At 32.7% G+C, this 19,065-nt stretch carries 15 protein-coding genes and 1 tRNA gene; 14 read left to right on the forward strand and 2 right to left on the reverse strand.

Going from position 1 to position 19,065, the window contains the following annotated elements:
- Position 1: 1 nt before the first annotated feature.
- The 12 genes from BLT80_RS01000 (at position 2) to BLT80_RS01055 (ending at position 14,686) form a co-directional block, all read left to right on the forward strand.
- The gene (locus tag BLT80_RS01000) at positions 2 to 1,195 is read left to right on the forward strand and encodes a beta-ketoacyl-[acyl-carrier-protein] synthase family protein (RefSeq protein ID WP_092465726.1); all 1,194 of its coding nucleotides are present in this window, start codon (positions 2 to 4) and stop codon (positions 1,193 to 1,195) included.
- Positions 1,195 to 2,223, forward strand: a complete 1,029-nt coding sequence (locus BLT80_RS01005) for a beta-ketoacyl synthase chain length factor (RefSeq protein ID WP_092465727.1) — start codon at positions 1,195 to 1,197, stop codon at positions 2,221 to 2,223. The genes BLT80_RS01000 and BLT80_RS01005 overlap by 1 nt, the downstream gene beginning before the upstream one ends.
- Positions 2,217 to 2,993, forward strand: a complete 777-nt coding sequence (locus BLT80_RS01010; RefSeq protein ID WP_092465728.1) for a polysaccharide deacetylase family protein — start codon at positions 2,217 to 2,219, stop codon at positions 2,991 to 2,993. The genes BLT80_RS01005 and BLT80_RS01010 overlap by 7 nt, the downstream gene beginning before the upstream one ends.
- A complete protein-coding gene (locus tag BLT80_RS01015) occupies positions 2,986 to 3,612 on the forward strand; it encodes a flexirubin biosynthesis/transport protein LolA2 (protein ID WP_092465729.1) in 627 nt (208 codons plus the stop codon). The genes BLT80_RS01010 and BLT80_RS01015 overlap by 8 nt, the downstream gene beginning before the upstream one ends.
- Positions 3,590 to 4,222: a flexirubin biosynthesis protein LolB2 gene (locus BLT80_RS01020; RefSeq protein ID WP_092465730.1), complete on the forward strand. Its 633-nt coding sequence runs from the start codon at positions 3,590 to 3,592 to the stop codon at positions 4,220 to 4,222. The genes BLT80_RS01015 and BLT80_RS01020 overlap by 23 nt, the downstream gene beginning before the upstream one ends.
- Before the next feature lie 70 nt (positions 4,223 to 4,292).
- A complete protein-coding gene (locus BLT80_RS01025) occupies positions 4,293 to 4,895 on the forward strand; it encodes a porin family protein (protein WP_092465731.1) in 603 nt (200 codons plus the stop codon).
- Positions 4,896 to 4,899: 4 nt separating this feature from the next.
- Positions 4,900 to 5,271, forward strand: coding sequence for an ApeI family dehydratase (locus BLT80_RS01030; protein ID WP_092465732.1), 372 nt, complete (start codon positions 4,900 to 4,902; stop codon positions 5,269 to 5,271).
- A 39-nt stretch (positions 5,272 to 5,310) separates the two neighbouring features.
- Complete coding sequence (locus BLT80_RS01035) at positions 5,311 to 6,507, forward strand: DUF2062 domain-containing protein (protein WP_092465733.1); 1,197 nt, start codon at positions 5,311 to 5,313, stop codon at positions 6,505 to 6,507.
- Positions 6,500 to 10,180, forward strand: coding sequence for an MMPL family transporter (locus BLT80_RS01040; RefSeq protein ID WP_092465734.1), 3,681 nt, complete (start codon positions 6,500 to 6,502; stop codon positions 10,178 to 10,180). Before BLT80_RS01035 ends, BLT80_RS01040 begins: the two co-directional genes overlap by 8 nt.
- A 2-nt stretch (positions 10,181 to 10,182) precedes the next feature.
- Entirely contained in the window at positions 10,183 to 11,727 is a 1,545-nt protein-coding gene (locus BLT80_RS01045) for a phytoene desaturase family protein (RefSeq protein WP_092465735.1), read from the forward strand.
- Positions 11,728 to 11,732: 5 nt separating this feature from the next.
- Complete coding sequence (locus BLT80_RS01050; RefSeq protein ID WP_092465736.1) at positions 11,733 to 13,400, forward strand: C45 family autoproteolytic acyltransferase/hydrolase; 1,668 nt, start codon at positions 11,733 to 11,735, stop codon at positions 13,398 to 13,400.
- On the forward strand, positions 13,397 to 14,686 hold the full coding sequence (locus BLT80_RS01055; protein WP_092465737.1) for a flexirubin biosynthesis putative acyl-CoA ligase FlxY: 1,290 nt from the start codon (positions 13,397 to 13,399) through the stop codon (positions 14,684 to 14,686). The genes BLT80_RS01050 and BLT80_RS01055 overlap by 4 nt, the downstream gene beginning before the upstream one ends.
- Positions 14,687 to 14,763: 77 nt before the next feature.
- Here BLT80_RS01055 and BLT80_RS01060 read toward each other — a convergent pair.
- Positions 14,764 to 14,845 (reverse strand) — tRNA-Leu (locus BLT80_RS01060).
- Between the two features lie 143 nt (positions 14,846 to 14,988).
- Between BLT80_RS01060 and BLT80_RS01065 the strand changes: the two genes are divergently transcribed.
- Both BLT80_RS01065 and BLT80_RS01070 read left to right on the forward strand, forming a co-directional pair.
- Entirely contained in the window at positions 14,989 to 15,930 is a 942-nt protein-coding gene (locus BLT80_RS01065) for a ribose-phosphate pyrophosphokinase (RefSeq protein WP_092465738.1), read from the forward strand.
- Between the two features lie 165 nt (positions 15,931 to 16,095).
- A complete protein-coding gene (locus BLT80_RS01070; RefSeq protein WP_092465739.1) occupies positions 16,096 to 16,734 on the forward strand; it encodes a 50S ribosomal protein L25/general stress protein Ctc in 639 nt (212 codons plus the stop codon).
- A 79-nt stretch (positions 16,735 to 16,813) separates the two neighbouring features.
- On the opposite strand, the gene BLT80_RS01075 is transcribed toward BLT80_RS01070, so the two are convergent.
- Positions 16,814 to 19,051 carry a patatin-like phospholipase family protein gene (locus BLT80_RS01075; protein WP_092465740.1) on the reverse strand — a complete coding sequence of 746 codons (2,238 nt, stop codon included), beginning with the start codon at positions 19,049 to 19,051 and terminating at the stop codon, positions 16,814 to 16,816.
- Between the last annotated feature and the right edge of the window lie 14 nt (positions 19,052 to 19,065).

Below are 19,065 nucleotides of genomic sequence, written 5' to 3' on the forward strand. Positions count from 1 at the left end.
AATGCCTAAAAATCGTGTTGCCATAACAGGAATGGGAATTATATCTTCTATAGGAACTACTGTAGAAGCGAATTTGCATGCGCTTTTGAATTCTCAAAAAGGTATTGCACCTATTGTTAATATTAACACACGACATAAAAATGAAATTAAGGTTGGGGAAGTTTTACAAACCAATGCAGAACTTGCCAAAAGTCTTCATCTAAATGAAAATCACAACTATTCAAGAACAGCATTATTAGGTTGTATTGCGGCACAACAAGCTGTAAAACATGCTAATATTGATACTATTGACGCATTTAGAACAGGTTTAATATCCGCAACAAGTGTTGGTGGTATGGACTTAACGGAAAAACATTTCCAAAATTACAACGCGGAAAGTCTAAAATTAATAAACAGTCATCATGCTGCAGATAGTACCGAAAAAATAGCAGCACTTTTAGGCATCACCGATTTTACATCAACCATTAGTACTGCATGTTCCTCTGCCGCAAACGCTATAATGCTTGGTGCTCGACTCATAAAATCGGGACAATTAGACCGCGTAATTGTTGGCGGAACGGATGGTTTAGCCAAATTTACAATCAACGGATTTAAAACACTAATGATTTTATCGGATACCGATTGTACTCCTTTCGACGCCAACAGGAAAGGCTTAAATTTAGGGGAAGCTGCAGCGTATTTAGTACTAGAATCTGATGCTGTTGTTAAACAAGACAACAAAACTGTTTTAGGGTATTTAGCAGGTTATGGTAATGCAAATGATGCTTTTCATCAAACGGCTTCATCAGAAAATGGTGAAGGTGCTTTTTTAGCGATGTCTAAAGCTTTAAAGGTTGCAGAGCTAAATCCGGAAGACATCAATTATATTAACGCACACGGTACTGCTACACCTAACAACGATTTATCGGAAGGCAAAGCCATAAAACGTATCTATGGAGATTCAGTTCCTGATTTCAGTTCTACTAAAGCCTTTACGGGGCATACATTAGCTGCAGCAGGAGCGATAGAAGCTGTTTACTCTATTTTAGCCCTTCAGAATGACGTGATGTTCCCGAATCTCAATTTTAAAACAGCGATTCCTGAACTCAGTATGGTTCCCATAACCGAAGTCACAAAAAAACCTTTAAACTACGTTCTTTCTAATTCATTTGGTTTTGGTGGAAATTGTTCAACCCTTATATTTTCTAAAAACTAATGAAACCTTGTTATATAAATAGTGCGGTTTCAATTTCGGCACAAGACACCTTAGACAATTCTAACTTTTTAGAAAACACGATTTCTTTTGAAGGTCAACTAGCAAAAGCTATTCACCCTAATTATAAATTATTTATAAGCCCAATTGCGAGTAGACGTATGGCAACTGGTGTAAAGATGGGAATTGCTGCCGCAAAAAAAGCTTTAGAATTAGCAGAACTAGAAACACCCGACGCTATTATTACAGGCACAGGTATTGGTTGTATAGAAGATTCTGAAAAATTCCTAAATGCCATACTCGACAATGATGAAGAATTTTTAACACCAACATCGTTTATTCAATCGACACACAATACAGTTGGTGCTCAAATTGCATTAACTTTAAAATGTAAAGGCTATAATGTAACCTATGTGCAAGGTGCTGCCTCATTTGAATCCGCGGTTTTAGACGGACAACTCTTATTACATGAAAATGAAGCCAAAACGGTTTTAGTTGGCGGTACCGATGAATTAGGAAAATACCTCATTAACGATATCATACTTGCTGAAACAGCAGAAAAACAACCCATAACCACACCTTTTGGAGAAGGAGCTCATTTTTTTAGCTTATCCCAGTCCAAACAGAATAAGAGTTTTGCCGCTATAAAAGGGATTAAAATTTTCAATAAAGCAACAACTGAGACTATTAACATTAAAGTTGAAGATTTCTTAAAAGATCATGATTTAACAACCGAAGATATTGATGCCATAGTACTCGGAAAAAACGGGGATACTTTTGATGAATTATATCAAACACTTCAATATTCCAGTTTTAAATCCATACCTCAATTACACTATAAGCACCTTTGTGGTGAGTTTTTTACAGCTTCTGCCTTTGGCTTTTGGACTGCTGCTAATATTATAAAACACCAATATATTCCTGAAGTTTTAAAACTAAACACCATTAAAAAATCCAACTATAAAAACATTCTACTTTATAACCAACTAAAAGGGCAACAACATAGTTTTACCCTACTAACATCATGTTAAACTTTAAAAACATAAACCGTTTTACACTTGTGCTTTTTATTGGTTTACTAATAATTAGCACTTTTATTTCTATCTCTGTTTTCGTGTTTATTTTAGTTCTTCTATGCTGGTTAATCGTTACAATTATAGGTAGTTTTAATATCACTTGGAACTACCATCTAAACGCCTATAATTTCAATAAAACTTGTAATAAAAAGCAAGTCGCCATAACATTTGACGATGGTCCAAATGCTGAATTCACACCACAAATTTTAGACTTACTTAGAGCCTATCATGCAAAAGCTACTTTTTTCTGTATTGGTAAAAATGTAAAGCAACAACCAAAATTAGTGCAACAAATTATAGCAGAAGGGCACACCGTTGGAAATCACAGCTATTCCCATTCTAAAATTTTTGATTTCTACGGGAAACAAAAAGTGATTACTGAAATCGAAACCACCAATGCTTTGGTTGCGTCTATTATAAATAAAGAAATGGCATTGTTTCGTCCACCATATGGTGTTACAAATCCTGCAATTACAAAAGCCATAAAACACACTAAACACAAAATTATAGGCTGGAACATACGATCGTTAGATACGGTAAAAGATAACGAACAAAACATCTTAAACAGAATTACTAAAAACATCACACCAGGTGCTGTCATTTTATTGCACGACTCACAAAATATCACAGTGCGTGTTTTGGAACAATTGTTGTTATTTTTGCAAGAGAACAATTATCAATCTGTAACAGTAGATACTTTATTCAATATAGAAGCTTATGCGTAATATTTACTTTTTTCTTTTTTTAGGTATCGGAATTCAATTCTCTAGTGCACAAAACACACTAACTACAAACGAAATAAACACGTTTAAATCGGCGGTAGCAGAATTAGATCGTAATACAAAAACAATTGTTAGTGATTTTGTACAATACAAACATCTTAGTTTTTTAAGCAATGATGTTGAAACGCAAGGAAAACTGGCTTTTAAAGTTCCTGGTCTCATAAAATGGGAATATACATCACCATATAAATACAGTGTTATTTTTAAAGACGACAAGTTATTTATTGATGATGAAGGAGATAAAAGCAAAATAGATATTGGATCTAATAAAATGTTTAGAGGTCTAAATAACCTTATTACCAATAGCGTGAAGGGCAATATGTTTGATGATAACGCCTTTGATATTTCCTATTTTAAAGTGGATGATTATTATTTAATAAAATTTATTCCGAAGGATGAAAACATGCTTCAATTCATCGCTAAATTCGAATTAAAATTTGATATAAAAACCAGCGATGTCACTGAAGTAAAAATGATTGAGCCCTCTGAAGATTACACCAAAATTGTTTTTAAGAATAAAACTCGAAACACAACTTTAGATGAAGCGGTTTTTAATAATTAATCTATGTATTCTTTGTCTTTTTACCTCTTGTGCAATTCCAACCGTAAAAGGGCTTTCGGAATATGACGCTAAGGCTACAGCATTTTCAAATCCTTATTTTGCAAACACCAATACAGATTATGTTTATAAAGCTAAAATTAAAGCTTACAATAACGATTTTGGCGGTATTTTAATTATCAAAAAAATAAAAGAAAAGAATCACCGTATTGTATTTACCACCAATTTCGGTAATAAAATATTCGATTTTGAATTGATAAATAATGAGATGAAAACACATTTCATTATGAAAGAGTTAAATCGAAAAATCATAATCAACACGCTTAAAAGAGACTTTCAAACTTTAACACAAGAGCACAATACAATCAATAAAGCTTTCACGAATAATGATGGAAATACAATTTACCAATCGAAGACCCAAAAACGATTTAATCATTACCTAATCAATCAGCAATCACAGCAACTCACCAAAATTATAAACACTACACATTCCAAAGAAAAGATTATCATATCCTTTTCTAATGTAAAAAATACGATCGCAGAACATATTAAAATAGAGCATAAAACTGCACCAATTCAAATTGATTTAACTTATTTAAATCACAAAGAATAAATACTATATTCTTTTCTGTTTATAAGATATTTTCTCATTTTTGTGTCCTACCTAATCAATCTAAATCACTATGAAACACCTAACTATTATCTTAATCACATTATTGTCGTGTACCTTTATTAATGCGCAAGTAGAAATTAAACCAGGAATTAAAGCAGGTATGAACATTGCTGGATTAAGCAATCTCGAGGAGAATGGAGGTATCCGCAGCGAAAAAATAACCACATTTCATATAGGAGCTACCTTATCTTTTAAATTTGCACGTTTTTACACCCTTCAACCCGAAATACTATATTCTAAACAAGGAAGTGAGTACAAAAATTTTGGCTTTGATGGAACACAATCTATAGAACTCAATTATTTATCCATACCTGTAAACAACAAGTTTTATATTAGTAATAGTGGACTTAATTTTCAAATTGCACCTGTGATTGATATTTTATTAAGTCATAAAAATATAAATAATCCTCAAAAAGTTGATATTGCTATAGCTGGTGCCATAGGTTATGATATTGGCAATGGACTAGTAATGTCTATTGGTTACAAACAAGGTATAACAGATTTATTAGGTAGAAATGTAGATACGGGTAGCGGTTATGAAACTACAGACGTTAGTGACTTAATATTAAATAACGTTATTCAACTAAGTGTAGGTTATCAATTCAAATTATAAATCGATGCTAATTAAGGGTTTTTATACGGTATTAAAAACAACTGTTGTTGATACAGTCACAATTCATGTGACTATTAAACTGAATAAGGATCACGATGTTTTTAATGGTCACTTTCCAGGTAATCCAATAACACCTGGTGTGTGTATGATTCAAACCATTAAAGAAATTACTCAAGATCATGTTAATAGCTCTTTATTCTTACAGACAATATCTAACATAAAATTCACCGCTTTAATTAACCCAAATAGTAATGCCGAACTCATTTTAGAGCTTTCTATTATAGAAGATAACAACAGGGTTAAACTTAAAAATATCACTAAATTTACAGACGGTACTATTGCGTTAAAATACAATGGCACATTTATCAAAAACTAAGAATTAGCCTAATCTTAGACACAATTCTCAATAACAAAAATGAAGGATATTACCTCACATCATAAACTGAACAGCTTACAGTGTTGTGTAATTATACCAACCTTCAACAACCCTAAAACCTTAAAACGTGTTATTGAAGGCGTTTTAAATTATACCGAAAATATTATAGTTGTAAATGATGGTTCAACAGATACAACATCGAAAATTCTTGAAGACTATTCGCAACTAGAACAAATTCATTTTGAAGAAAACAAAGGTAAAGGTAAAGCTTTGCGTGTTGCATTTAAACATGCTGAAAGTTTAGGTTATGTATATGCAATAACTATAGATTCTGATGGGCAACATTTCCCTGAAGATATCCCTGTATTTATTGAGGCACTTGAAGCCTCTGAGGACAAAAACCTCTTACTTATTGGTGCCAGAAATATGAGCCAAAAAAGTGTTCCAAAGAAAAGTAGTTTTGGTAATAAATTTTCTAATTTTTGGTATTGGGCAGAAACCGGCATTAAACTACAAGACACTCAATCGGGTTTTAGACTCTACCCTATTCAGCACCTAAAAAACTTGAAATTCTATACTTCAAAATTCGAATTTGAAATAGAAGTCATTGTAAAAGCTGCTTGGTCTGGTACTGTTGTAAAAAACATTCCAATTGAAGTGTTATATGATGAAGATGAACGTGTATCTCACTTTAGACCCTTCAGAGATTTCACACGAATAAGCATATTAAACACCTGGCTCGTCATTCTAACTTTACTCTATATAAAACCTCGTGATTTTTTCAGGAAATTAAAAAAAAAAGGATTTAAGTGTTTTATAACCGAAGATATTATCGGTAGTAACGATTCCCCTCAAAAAAAAGCATTATCCATAGCTTTAGGTGTTTTTATAGGTATTTCTCCGCTTTGGGGTATTCAAACCATTACCGTTATTTTTTTAGCTTTGCTTTTTAAGTTGAATAAAACAATTGCTTTTGCTTTTTCAAACGTAAGCCTTCCTCCTTTTATTCCTTTTATTATTCTTACGAGTTTTCAATTAGGAAATTTTATATTGGGCGAAAATGTAACATTTGATATCAATGAAATCATAGCAGGTTTCGAGGTTTTAAAACATGTAAAATCTTATATAGTTGGAAGTTTTGCTTTAGCAACATTAGCTGCTTTATCCTCAGGAACATTTAGCTATTTTCTTTTTCTGCTTTTTAGAAAGAAAAATGTAACCGCAACCAATGCATAATATCTTTTATAACATATATCATTATTTTAATGCCAGAAAATGGTTTGGCTTTTGCATTTTAGGATTTTTACTATTGGGCTTAGTATTCATTGCTTCTAAAATTGAATTTGAAGAAGATATCACGAAACTAATTCCTACTAATGCAGAAAATGCGGAACTGCAGAAGGTTTTAAAAAACGCCAACTTTACCGATAAAATCATTGTAAATATTACCAAAGGCACCGATGGTTCTGTTGAAGATTTAACGCAATATGCATCACAGTTTATTGATAGCATCAACAATTCTTCTAGTCCTTATATAAAACAAATTCAAGGACAAATTGATGACCATGAAATTCAGAAAACAGCCAGTTTTATATATGATAATTTACCGCTTTTTCTAAATGAAGCAGATTATAGCACTATTGCTAACAAAATTCAAAAAGATAGTATTGCTGCCATTACTTTAAAAAATTACAAAACGTTAATTTCTCCTTCAGGTATTGTTACTAAAGATTTTATTCTAAAAGATCCTTTAGGCTTATCATTTATTGCTTTAAAAAAACTACAAGAGTTAAGTTTTGGTGAGGATTTCACCTTACAAAACGGCTTCTTAGTGAGTAAAGACAAACAGCATATTCTGTTATTTATCACACCTGCTTTAGGTTCTAATGAAACGGCTAAAAACACCCAATTTGTAAAAAACTTATACAATACCAACTCCAAACTAAACAATGCTTTTACAAATAAAGCAAGTGCCGAATATTTTGGCGGAACACTCATTGCTGTCGCTAATGCCAATCAAATAAAAAGCGACATTCAGCTTACTGTAGGTGTTGCGTTAACCGTACTTTTACTCATATTTATACTTTTCTATAAAAAATTAACGGTCCCAATTATATTATTTATACCAACCATTTTTGGTGGACTTTTAGCTATTGCACTGCTTTTTTTAATCCGCGAAAAAATATCAGCCATTTCTCTAGGGATTGGTTCGGTGTTATTAGGTGTTACACTCGATTATTCCTTACACATTCTCACACACATTAGAAGCAACACTAATGTAAAACACTTGTACCAAGAAATTTCGAAACCTATTTTAATGAGCAGTTTAACTACGGCTTTAGCATTTTTATGTTTATTATTTATCAACTCACCAGCTTTACAAGATTTAGGAATATTTGCTGCAGTTAGCGTTATTGGTTCTTCCTTTTTTGCTCTACTTTTTATTCCTCAAGTGTATAAAGAGCAAACAAAACCATCCAAAAAAAGTACCGCTTTAGACCAAATTGCTTCTTACAACATTCATAAAAACAAATGGGTTATTATTGGTTTATTTCTATTGTGTTTTGGTAGTTTCTTTACTTATAACACTGTTATTCTTAACAATGACCTAAGCGAGATGAATTACATGCCAAAAGACATTAAGGCAGCCGAATTACGCTTAGATAAACTAATTAATAGCACTTCAAAATCCATATACATTGCCGCCTACGGTGATTCGGAAGAAAGCACATTACAGGTTAATGATGCTATTTTAACCAAGCTTCAAAACTTAAAAGCAGAGAACAAACTCATTAACTTCAGTTCAATAAGCACTTTTGTCCATTCTAAAAAACAACAAACCCAACAAATTGAACGTTGGCAATCCTTTTGGACCGAAAACACCATTACAAACACAAAACAGAACATTACAGAAAGCGGAACAGCTATAGGATTTAAACCCGAAACCTTTAACCGTTTTTACACGCTTTTAAATACAACATTTAAACCCTTAGAAAGTAAAGATTACAAAGCCATAAGCACCTTTTCGGTGGACGATTATATGACGACTAAAGATGATTACACCACCATTACAACTTTAGTTAAAGTAGATGAAGCAAATGCCGTAATGAATGCTTTTAAAAAGGATTCTCATACTTTAGTGATTGATAGAAAACAAATGAACGAAACTTTTTTAGGTCATCTAAAAAACGATTTCAATAGTTTAATCGGCTATTCTTTAATTGTTGTTCTAATTATTCTATTCTTATTTTACAGAAGCTTATCGCTAACTTTAGTAACAGCCATTCCAATTTGTCTAACCTGGTTAGTAACCATTGGAATTATGGGATTATTTCATTTAGAATTCAACATTTTTAATATCATCATATCTACATTTATTTTTGGTTTAGGCATTGATTATGGCATTTTTATGACCAACGGGTTATTGCATGAATACCGAACAGGTGAAAAATCGTTAACCACACATAAAACGTCTATTTTACTTTCGGTAATCACCACTATTTTAGGGGTCGGAGTTTTAATTTTCGCAAAACACCCTGCATTATATTCCATATCTTTAGTATGCTTAATAGGTATAACCTCAGCAGTACTTATAGCTTTTACGGTTCAACCTTTACTTTTTAAATTGTTTATTGGTAGCAAAACTAAACGTCCAATATCATTAAGATTATTAATTTATTCCATTGTCTCATTTACTTATTTTGGCCTAGGCGGTATTCTATTATCCTTGTTTAGTGTTACCATTTTAAAAATCATTCCACTTCCGAAGAAAACAAAAATGAAATGGTTTCATATTATGATTTCCAAATTCATGAAATCAGTATTATACACCCATTTGTTTCTCGTTAAAAAAGTGATTAATGAACCTAAAGAAGATTTTAAAAAGCAAGCTATTATTATTGCAAATCACACATCGTTTTTAGATATTCTAGCCATTGGAATGCTACATCCAAAGATTATTTTCTTGGTGAATGATTGGGTTTACAACTCACCTGTATTTGGAAAAGCCGTACAATTGGCCGGATTTTATCCAGTATCAAGCGGTATAGAAAATGGACTAGACCATTTAAAGAAAAAAGTAGAACAAGGTTATACCCTAATGGCTTTCCCAGAAGGTACACGTTCTAAAACCAATAAAATAAAGCGTTTTCATAAAGGGGCTTTTTATTTAGCAGAACAATTTCATTTAGATATTATACCCGTACTTATTCATGGGAATTCTGAAATCATTCCTAAAGGGGAATCCATGATAAGAGATGGTCATATTACTTTAAAAATTCTGGATAGAATTACACCAGAAGATTCTCGTTTTAGTACCAATTACTCACAACGTGCCAAACAAATTGGGGCTTATTTTAGAACAGAATTTAGTGCTTTTAGAAAAGAAAGAGAAGGTGCAACCTATTTTCACAACATCCTTTTAGATGAGTATAGATACAAAGGTGATGCACTATACAAAACTGTAAAAAAGGATATTAACACTAACAAAGAGCTTTACAAAAAAATTATAGATACCGTTGGTAAAAAAGACACTATCATACATTTATCTGACGATGCTGGTCAACTTGATTTTTTATTAGCCTTAGATGCTGTAGATAGAAAAATCATTTCATATATTGAAAACACGGAATATAGAACACTTGTTAAAAACAGTTTTATCACCAATTCTCGTAACATAACTTGTGTAGATTCTTTTGAGGAAACATTGTCTTTTAAAACAAATGCCTTAATAATAAGTGCGACTAACATTACGGGAGCACAACTAAAACCAATGATCCAGTCAGACTTAAATCATATCATTTTCTTAAAAGAAAGTAAGCATTTGCTAGCGACAAATACACTCGATTTAGGCTTTGATTGTACCTACCAAACAGAAAATATGACTATCTTATCAAAACAGTTTAAATAAGCATGAAATCTCATTACGATGTTGTTATAATAGGAAGCGGTTTAGGTGGTTTAGTTTCTGCCAACATATTAGCCAAAGAAGGCTATAGTGTTTGTGTTTTAGAAAAAAACAATCAGTATGGTGGTAACTTACAAACCTTTGTTCGCGATAAAACTATTTTTGACACTGGAGTCCATTATATAGGAGGCTTAAATAAAGGCCAAAATCTTTATCAATATTTTAAGTACCTCGATATTATTGATGATTTAAATCTAAAAAAACTAGATGAAGATGGTTTTGATGTTATTACTTTCGATAACGATAATCGCGAATACAAACATGCGCAAGGCTATGATAGATTCATTAAAAATTTATTAATTGAATTTCCAGATGAAGAAAAAGCCATTATTACCTATTGTGATAAGTTAAAAGAAATCTGTGACCAATTTCCATTATATGGTTTAAAATATGGAAAACCTTATTATGAAAAGACCGATATTTTTAGTTTAAAAGCTAAAGACTATATTGATTCCATTACTGATAATAAAAAACTACAAGCTGTACTCGCTGGCACCAATTATCTATATGCAGGTGATGCAGATCGCACGCCTTTTTATGTACATGCCTTAACCATAAATTCTTATATAGAAAGTGCTTATCGTTGTGTAAATGGTGGTAGCCAAATTTCTAAATTATTAATCCGACGTTTAAAAGAAAATGATGGTGATGCTTTTAATCATCATGAGGTTGTTAAATTCGGGTTTGAAGACAAAAACATCAGTTCTGTTTTTACCAAAAATGGCAAAGAAATTAAGGCAGATTTATTCATTTCTAATATTGAACCAAAGCTTACCATAAAATTAGTTGGTGAAGATAAATTCAGAAAAGTTTACACCAAGCGCATCAATAACATTGAAAGTATTATCGCTGGATTTAGTCTGTATATTGTTTTAAAGCCGAACACCTTTAAATATCAAAACAAAAATATTTACCATATAAAAGACGCAAACAAAATTTGGGACGGACAAGACTACACTGCTGAAACTTGGCCCGAAGGTTATATGGCATCCATGGGCATCAACAAAAAAACAGATAAGTATGGCGAGAGCCTAACCGTAATGACTTATATGCGTTATGAAGAAGTGGAAGCCTGGGAAAACACGTTTAATACCGTAGCAAACAAAAATGATCGCGGACAAACCTATGTAGAATTTAAAGCTGAAAAAGCAGAAATACTCATTCAAGAATTAGAAAAAAAATATCCAAATATTAGAGATTGTATTCAAGAAATCTACACCTCAACACCATTATCTTATCGCGATTATATTGGTTCTCACAGAGGTTCTATTTATGGCTATGTTAAAGATGCTAATAACCCATTAGCTTCCTTTGTTTCTCCAAAGACTAAAATAAAAAACCTGCTTCTTACTGGACAAAGTTTAAATATGCATGGCATTTTAGGCGTTACTATAGGTGCTGTTCTTACGTGTTCAGAAATTGTAGGAATGGAACCTTTACTAAAAAAAATATTGGATGCTAATAAAACCGAAGAAAGCATCGAAAATTAAATGTCATGAAGATTAACTTAAGCATATATCACAAGCTTCTACTTCTTGTATTTATAAGTCTAACGTCATGTGGAATTTCAAAATCCTTACATGATGTTCCGGATGTAAGCGCTTATAATCCGGTAATTCCAGAGCGGGTTAAAACATCCGATTCTACATTCACCTTGGGCAACAACCATCTTAGTAAAAACAAACAAGGTTTGTGGGAACTTTATGTAGAAGGCAATCCGTATCACAGAGGTCTAATTACAGGGAGCCTTACAGAAGAGTTATTCCATAACCAAGAAGCTATTTTTGTATCTAAAATAGATAAATTTGTACCCTCTAAAACCAAACAAGCTGTATTAAGACGCTTTTTGGCTTGGTATAATCGAAAACTATATCTTAATGTGCCTTCTGAGTTCAAAACGGAAATCTACGGTCTTTCTAAATATGCTTCACCTAACTATAATTATATTGCCGAACCTTATTTAAGAGTCCTATATTTTCATGGTGCGCACGATATTGGTCACGCATTACAAGATTTAGCCTTAGTAGGCTGTTCTTCATTTGCCGCTTGGGATGACAAAACCGAGGACGGCAGTCTTATTATAGGTCGGAATTTAGATTTTTATGCTGGCGATGATTTTGCCCAAGAAAAAATTGTTTCATTTACAAACCCAACCGAAGGCTATAAATTTATGTCGGTAACTTGGGCCGGAATGTTAGGCGTACTTTCGGGTATGAATGAGCATGGTCTAACAGTAACCATAAATGCTGGGAAATCTAAAATTCCATTGGTAGCCAAAACACCTATTTCTATTTTAAATCGTGAAATTTTACAATACGCAACCACTATTGAAGAAGCTATTGCAATTGCTAAAAAACGCCAAGTATTTGTTTCTGAATCTATTTTAGTAGGGAGTGCAGCCGACAGAAAAGCGATATTAATTGAAGTCTCACCTCATAATTTTGGCGTTTATGACGTTGAAAATTCAAATCAACTTATCTGTTCCAATCATTTTCAGAGCGACGCTTATGCAAACGATAAAAATAATTTAAAGCATACTGAAGAAAGCCATTCGCAATACCGTTACGAACGGATGGAAGAACTTTTGTACCAGAACCCTAAATTAACTCCAAAGATTGCGGTTGATATTTTAAGAAATAAAGAAGGCTTAAACGACAAAGCTATTGGCTATGGTAACGAAAAAGCTCTAAATCAACTATTAGCACATCATGCTGTTGTTTTTAAACCAGAACAGCGTTTGGTTTGGGTCTCTTCTAACCCGTATCAATTGGGGGAATTTGTGGCGTATGATTTAAATGACATATTTAAAAATCCTACCAAAAAGTCTCTTGCAAATACAGAATTAAACATTGAAGAAGATCCATTTCAATATACAGAAGCTTATAAAAATTATCAAGCTTACAGGCAATTGAGACAAGAAGTACTATCAAAAATTGAAACCAAAAACGACATAGATTTAGAAACTCTTTCAAGATTAGAGAACTTAAATCCGAATTATTGGGAAGCCTATTATTTGGTTGGTAAATACTATTATAACAAAGGCTATTATACCGCAGCATTAAATACCTTTGAAATCGCTAAAACCAAAGAAATTACAACCGTTCCTGACGAAGAACAAGTGGATACTTATATTAAAAAATTAAAAAGAAAGTTAGATTTATGATTCCTGAGATAGAATACGCTTCCAAAGCCGAAATAAATAGCTTTCAAGTTGAAAAACTAAAAGATCTTTTACTGTATTTAAAGACCAACTCGGCGTTTTATAAGCGCTTATTCAGCACACATAAAATTGATATCTCAACTCTTAATTCGCTTGAAGATTTAACAACAATTCCTACCACATCTAAAGATGATTTACAACAGTATAACGACGATTTTATCTGCGTTCCTAAAAACAAAATTGTGGATTATGTTACCACATCAGGAACTTTAGGCGACCCTGTACTTTTTGGATTAACGGATAACGATTTAGACCGTTTGGCCTATAACGAAGCCATTTCGTTTGCCTGCGCTGGTATTGGTCCAGATGACGTCATTCAGCTTATGACTACCATAGACCGACGTTTTATGGCTGGGTTAGCTTATTTTTTAGGGGCAAGAAAACTTGGTGCTGGTATTATTAGAGTTGGTAATGGCATTCCCGAATTGCAATGGGATTCTATTTTAAAATTTAAACCAACCTATATTATTGCCGTTCCTTCTTTTTTGTTGAAACTAATTGAATATGCCAAACAGCATCATATTGATCTTAACACCTCAGGAATTAAAGGTGCTATTTGCATTGGGGAACCCTTAAGAGCACAAGATTTTTCATTAAACACCTTATCTAAAAAAATAAAGGAACATTGGAATATTGAATTGTATTCCACCTACGCTTCCACCGAAATGAATACGGCTTTTACCGAATGTGAACAGCAACAAGGTGGTCACCAACATCCGGAACTAATTATTACCGAAATATTAGATGATAACGATCAACCTGTAAGCGAAGGCGAATCTGGCGAACTTACCATAACTACCCTAGGTGTCGAAGGCATGCCGTTAATTAGATTTAAAACGGGTGATATTGTAAAAGCACATCATGAAAAATGTAATTGCGGCAGAAACACCATGCGATTAGGGCCTGTAATTGGCAGAAAAAAGCAAATGATAAAATATAAAGGCACGACTTTATACCCACCAGCAATGCATAATATTTTAAACGATTTTAACGAGGTAGAAGCTTATATTATCGAATTGTCCCACAACACTATTGGCACGGATGAAATCCTTATTAAAATAGCTGTAAACACCCCTACAGAAAGTTTATTAGTCAATATTAAAAATCATTTTAGAGCCAAGCTAAGAGTACTTCCTAAAATTGAATTTAGTGATAAAAAGGAAATACAGAATTTGCAGTTCCCAAAAATGAGTAGAAAACCAGTAATGGTTATTGATAAGCGAAAGTGATTTAAAAAATCAGTCTAAATAGCATTACTTAAAATATAAAAACAAAAAAGCCTCTATCTTTCGATAAAGGCTTTTCGTACTCAAGGCGGGAATCGAACCCGCACGTCTTGCGACATTGGATTTTGAATCCAACGTGTCTACCAATTCCACCACTTGAGCAATTTCGGATTGCAAAAATAGAAAAAATATTTTTGTGAATCTATTAAAATTAGTAGGTTTTATGCTTTTTGTAGCAAAATAATTTTCTAAATTTGAAGCAAAGTAAAAACCCATCGCTACACTAACTAAATAACTGATATCAAATGCCATACGAAATGCCAGAAGCAAAAATTTTTGCTTGTTCACAAAGCACCTACCTTGCAGAAAAAATAGCTAAGACCTATGGAGTTAAATTAGGCAAAGTAATTACATCTACTTATAGCGACGGAGAATTTCAGCCTTCTTATGAAGAATCAATTAGAGGCACACGAGTTTTCATTATAGGATCGACGCATCCTGGACCAAAAAATTTAATGGAAATGTTGTTGATGATAGATGCGGCTAAACGCGCTTCTGCCAGACACATAACCGCTGTTATGCCATATTTCGGTTGGGCAAGACAAGACAGAAAAGATAAGCCTAGAGTTCCTATTGCTGCAAAATTAGTTGCAAAAATGCTAGAAGCTGCCGGAGCAACAAGGATTATTACTATGGATTTACATGCCGATCAAATTCAAGGTTTTTTCGAAAAACCCGTAGATCATTTATTCGCCTCAACCATATTCTTACCCTATTTACAAAGCTTAAAATTAGATAACTTAACTATAGCTTCTCCAGATATGGGAGGTTCTAAACGTGCTTATGCTTATTCTAAAGCATTAAAAAGCGATGTTGTTATCTGTTACAAGCAGCGCGCTAAAGCTAATGTGATTTCACATATGGAACTTATTGGAGACGTTACTGGTAAAAATGTAGTTTTGGTCGATGATATGGTAGATACCGCTGGCACACTAACTAAAGCCGCAGACTTAATGATGGAACGTGGAGCATTAAGTGTAAGAGCTATTTGTACGCATCCTATTTTATCTGGAAATGCTTACGAAAGAATAGAAAATTCTAAACTCGAAGAACTAATTGTCACCAATTCTATTCCTTTAAAACTGGAAAGCAAAAAAATAAGAGTCTTAAGTTGTTCTGATTTATTTGCTGCTGTTATGCATAATGTACATCATAACGAGTCTATTAGCAATAAATTTGTAATGTAATTCACTGTAATAAGATTCACTTTTTTAAGGCTGAATTAAAAGCTATGTCTTAATAAAAAGGCTTGTATTAAAAAAGAGACTTATAACACTAATATTCTCATATAAAATTTATAAATTTGCAGCCCTCAAAATGAGGGAATTAAAAATTAACAAATATTTCAAAAAATGAAATCAATTACAATTAACGGATCTCAAAGAGAAAGCGTAGGCAAAAAGGCAACTAAAGCTTTACGTAATGCTGGTCAGGTTCCTTGCGTTATGTACGGAGGAGACAAAGCATTCCATTTCTCATCACCAGAATTAGCTTTCTCAAAACTCGTATACACACCTAACGCGCACACAGTTGTGATTGTCTTAGATAACGGTGAAGAATACAATGCAGTTATGCAAGACATTCAATTTCACCCAGTAACTGACAGAATTACACACGTAGATTTCTATCAAATTTTCGAAAACAAAGAAATTACTATGGAAATCCCTGTGAAAACAATAGGATCTTCTAAAGGTGTAATGAATGGTGGTAACTTAAGAATGCCTTACCGTAAACTTAGAGTTAAAGCTATTCCTTCAAAATTACCAGATTTTGTTGAAATCGATATTACTCCATTAAAAATTGGAAGCAAGTTCTACATTACTGAATTAGCAAACGAAGATTACAAATTCTTACACCCAGACAACACTGTTGTTTGTCAAGTAAGACGTAGTAGATTAGCTGTTGTAGATGCTGATGACGATGATGAAGAAGTTGAAGCAGGTGATGTTCCAGCAACTGAAACTGACGATACTGCTGCAGTACAAGAATAGATAAAACCTATTTCAAATATTAAAAAGAGACTACCTGAACAGATAGTCTCTTTTTTTGTATATCTAATTCATTGGCATACTAAAACCAAAATCCGAGATTAAAAAACCAATAACCATCACCAGTATCTGGCGAATAGGTGTATTTACCTTCTAGTGGACCCAAAAATGTTTCTAGAGAATACCCTAGTGCATAACCACTATACCTTGAAGCTGTAAAGAAGTCGCCAGACTCAAAAATACCATCACCTATATTGGCATAATTAGCCGCTAATAAAATATGATGCTTCTTATAAATTTCATAATCTAATGTAAACGTTCCTTTTACAAAGCTATCTCCTGTTAAGCTTAAATAATCATAACCATAAAATGAATAAAAATTATTTATAAAATTTACGCCATAGCCACCTATGGCAAAGCCTAACGCATTGGTGTTCTCATCACCTATTTTAAACCCTCCATTGGCTTCTGTTTTTAATGACAACTTATCACTAAAGCTAAAAGCATATCCAATATCCGCTTTAGCTATTGAAAAATTTAAAAACTCTTTATTAAAACCCGAAGCATCTAGATATAAATGAAAATTCCCATTAAAATAAAATCCATTTTTAGGAAAATGAAAATTGTCATAATTATCAAACTTTAAATTACCGAAAACACTGAAGTAATCTGTGTTTTCGAAAATAATATTATCTTCCTCATCTTCATCCAAAATTGTTTCCGATGTTATTTTAAGTCGCTTATGCTCTACACCTAACCTTAACGCAAAATCCTTCCTAAATATAGTCTGTATGTAAACTTGATTTGTAAAATCTGAAATTTCAGCATCTATTTTATTTAAACCCGAAAGTAAAGGTGAGTTCTCCTCTAAAGCTAACCTAGGGTTTACATTTTTATTAAAATGATTGAAACGTGATTTAACACCTAAACTGATATAAAATCCCTTATCAATAAAATAATCAAAATTATATCTGGGATTATCCCCTAAAATAATATCTAATGAAGCGATGTCATTATTAAACAATAGTTTCTTTTTTGTAAGGTTAGCCAATAATGCACTTTTATAAAGCCTATCGTAATGAATACCTAACCTAAGAAACGTAGTCGTTTCAGATTCCTTAATATTACCGATAAGATTAAATTCTGATTCGTTGTCCGTGGGTTCTAAATAATATCTAAGCGCATCAAAATTATTCGTTGCGATAAGATTGTTTATACCTTGTCTAAAGTCTGAATAACTTATTTTTTCATGGTCTTTAAGTTTTAATTTACCAATCATAAAAGCCCTGGTATAGCGATCATTTCCTTTAAAATTAACATTATTAATTCTTAGACTATCCAATAATTTTAATTCTATTCGCTCCTTATAGTTTGGTTGTTTTAATTTTATATCTTCTAGTTTAGAAAGCTGTTTTCTTGCAGCTATTTCACCATGTTCAATGATATCTTTTCCTTCATCAAACGAAATTACAGAATAGTCTGTAATGTCTGGTTTAATGTAAATATCTGTTAATTCCGATTTATTTTTCATGGCATTTATAGTCCGGAAATTATTAATCTGCATAAGAATGTCTGGTGCCGATTTTAGAGATTCGCGATCCTTTAAAGCATCCTGAACATCAACCCCTATTATAACATCCATACCTTTAGCTCGTAATTCTTCAACGGGGAAATTATTAGTAACACCTCCATCAATTAAAATATTACCATCAATATTTACAGGTTGAAACAAGGACGGCAATGCACCACTAGCTGTAACCACTTCCGCTAATCTACCCTTATCCATAATTAAAGATTCGCCAGTTTCTATATTGGTCGCTATACAGAAAAAGGGAATTGGTAGTTTGCTAAAATCTCTAATATTATTAACAGGAAGCATTAAGTGATATAATAAATTATAAACGTTTTGTCCACGAGATAAGGCTGATGGCAACGAGATTTTAAAATGCTCAAAGGGTAACGTAACGGCATATTTTTGTGCATTTTCTCGCTCGTAAAATGATTTTGAAGCTCTAGGAAAGGCATCATTAATTAACACATCAAAATCTTGTTCTCTGAACATTACTTCTAGTTGTTTTCCGGAATAACCTGAAGCATATAAGGATCCAATAATGGCGCCCATACTTGTGCCCGCAACATAATCTATTTTTATTTCTAAGCTATCAATGACCTTTAGCACTCCAATATGTGCGAAACCTTTCGCACCACCCCCACTCAAGACTAAACCTATTTTAGGTTCTGAATTGGTTGTATCATTTTGTGCCTTTATTGGAAAAAGCGTAATTATAAATACAATTATTAATATGTTTTTAAATTTCATTATAAACCTATTCG

Source organism: Winogradskyella thalassocola, assembly GCF_900099995.1.
Classification (GTDB): domain Bacteria; phylum Bacteroidota; class Bacteroidia; order Flavobacteriales; family Flavobacteriaceae; genus Winogradskyella; species Winogradskyella thalassocola.

Excerpts from the sequence above, each read along its gene's own strand:
- BLT80_RS01000 (WP_092465726.1), top strand. The coding sequence starts at position 2 with ATGCCTAAAAATCGTGTTGCCATAACAGGAATGGGAATTATATCTTCT.
- BLT80_RS01005 (WP_092465727.1), top strand. The coding sequence starts at position 1,195 with ATGAAACCTTGTTATATAAATAGTGCGGTTTCAATTTCGGCACAAGAC.
- BLT80_RS01010 (WP_092465728.1), top strand. The coding sequence starts at position 2,217 with ATGTTAAACTTTAAAAACATAAACCGTTTTACACTTGTGCTTTTTATT.
- BLT80_RS01015 (WP_092465729.1), top strand. The coding sequence starts at position 2,986 with ATGCGTAATATTTACTTTTTTCTTTTTTTAGGTATCGGAATTCAATTC.
- BLT80_RS01020 (WP_092465730.1), top strand. The coding sequence starts at position 3,590 with ATGAAGCGGTTTTTAATAATTAATCTATGTATTCTTTGTCTTTTTACC.
- BLT80_RS01025 (WP_092465731.1), top strand. The coding sequence starts at position 4,293 with ATGAAACACCTAACTATTATCTTAATCACATTATTGTCGTGTACCTTT.
- BLT80_RS01030 (WP_092465732.1), top strand. The coding sequence starts at position 4,900 with ATGCTAATTAAGGGTTTTTATACGGTATTAAAAACAACTGTTGTTGAT.
- BLT80_RS01035 (WP_092465733.1), top strand. The coding sequence starts at position 5,311 with ATGAAGGATATTACCTCACATCATAAACTGAACAGCTTACAGTGTTGT.
- BLT80_RS01040 (WP_092465734.1), top strand. The coding sequence starts at position 6,500 with ATGCATAATATCTTTTATAACATATATCATTATTTTAATGCCAGAAAA.
- BLT80_RS01045 (WP_092465735.1), top strand. The coding sequence starts at position 10,183 with ATGAAATCTCATTACGATGTTGTTATAATAGGAAGCGGTTTAGGTGGT.
- BLT80_RS01050 (WP_092465736.1), top strand. The coding sequence starts at position 11,733 with ATGAAGATTAACTTAAGCATATATCACAAGCTTCTACTTCTTGTATTT.
- BLT80_RS01055 (WP_092465737.1), top strand. The coding sequence starts at position 13,397 with ATGATTCCTGAGATAGAATACGCTTCCAAAGCCGAAATAAATAGCTTT.
- BLT80_RS01065 (WP_092465738.1), top strand. The coding sequence starts at position 14,989 with ATGCCATACGAAATGCCAGAAGCAAAAATTTTTGCTTGTTCACAAAGC.
- BLT80_RS01070 (WP_092465739.1), top strand. The coding sequence starts at position 16,096 with ATGAAATCAATTACAATTAACGGATCTCAAAGAGAAAGCGTAGGCAAA.
- BLT80_RS01075 (WP_092465740.1), bottom strand. The coding sequence starts at position 19,051 with ATGAAATTTAAAAACATATTAATAATTGTATTTATAATTACGCTTTTT.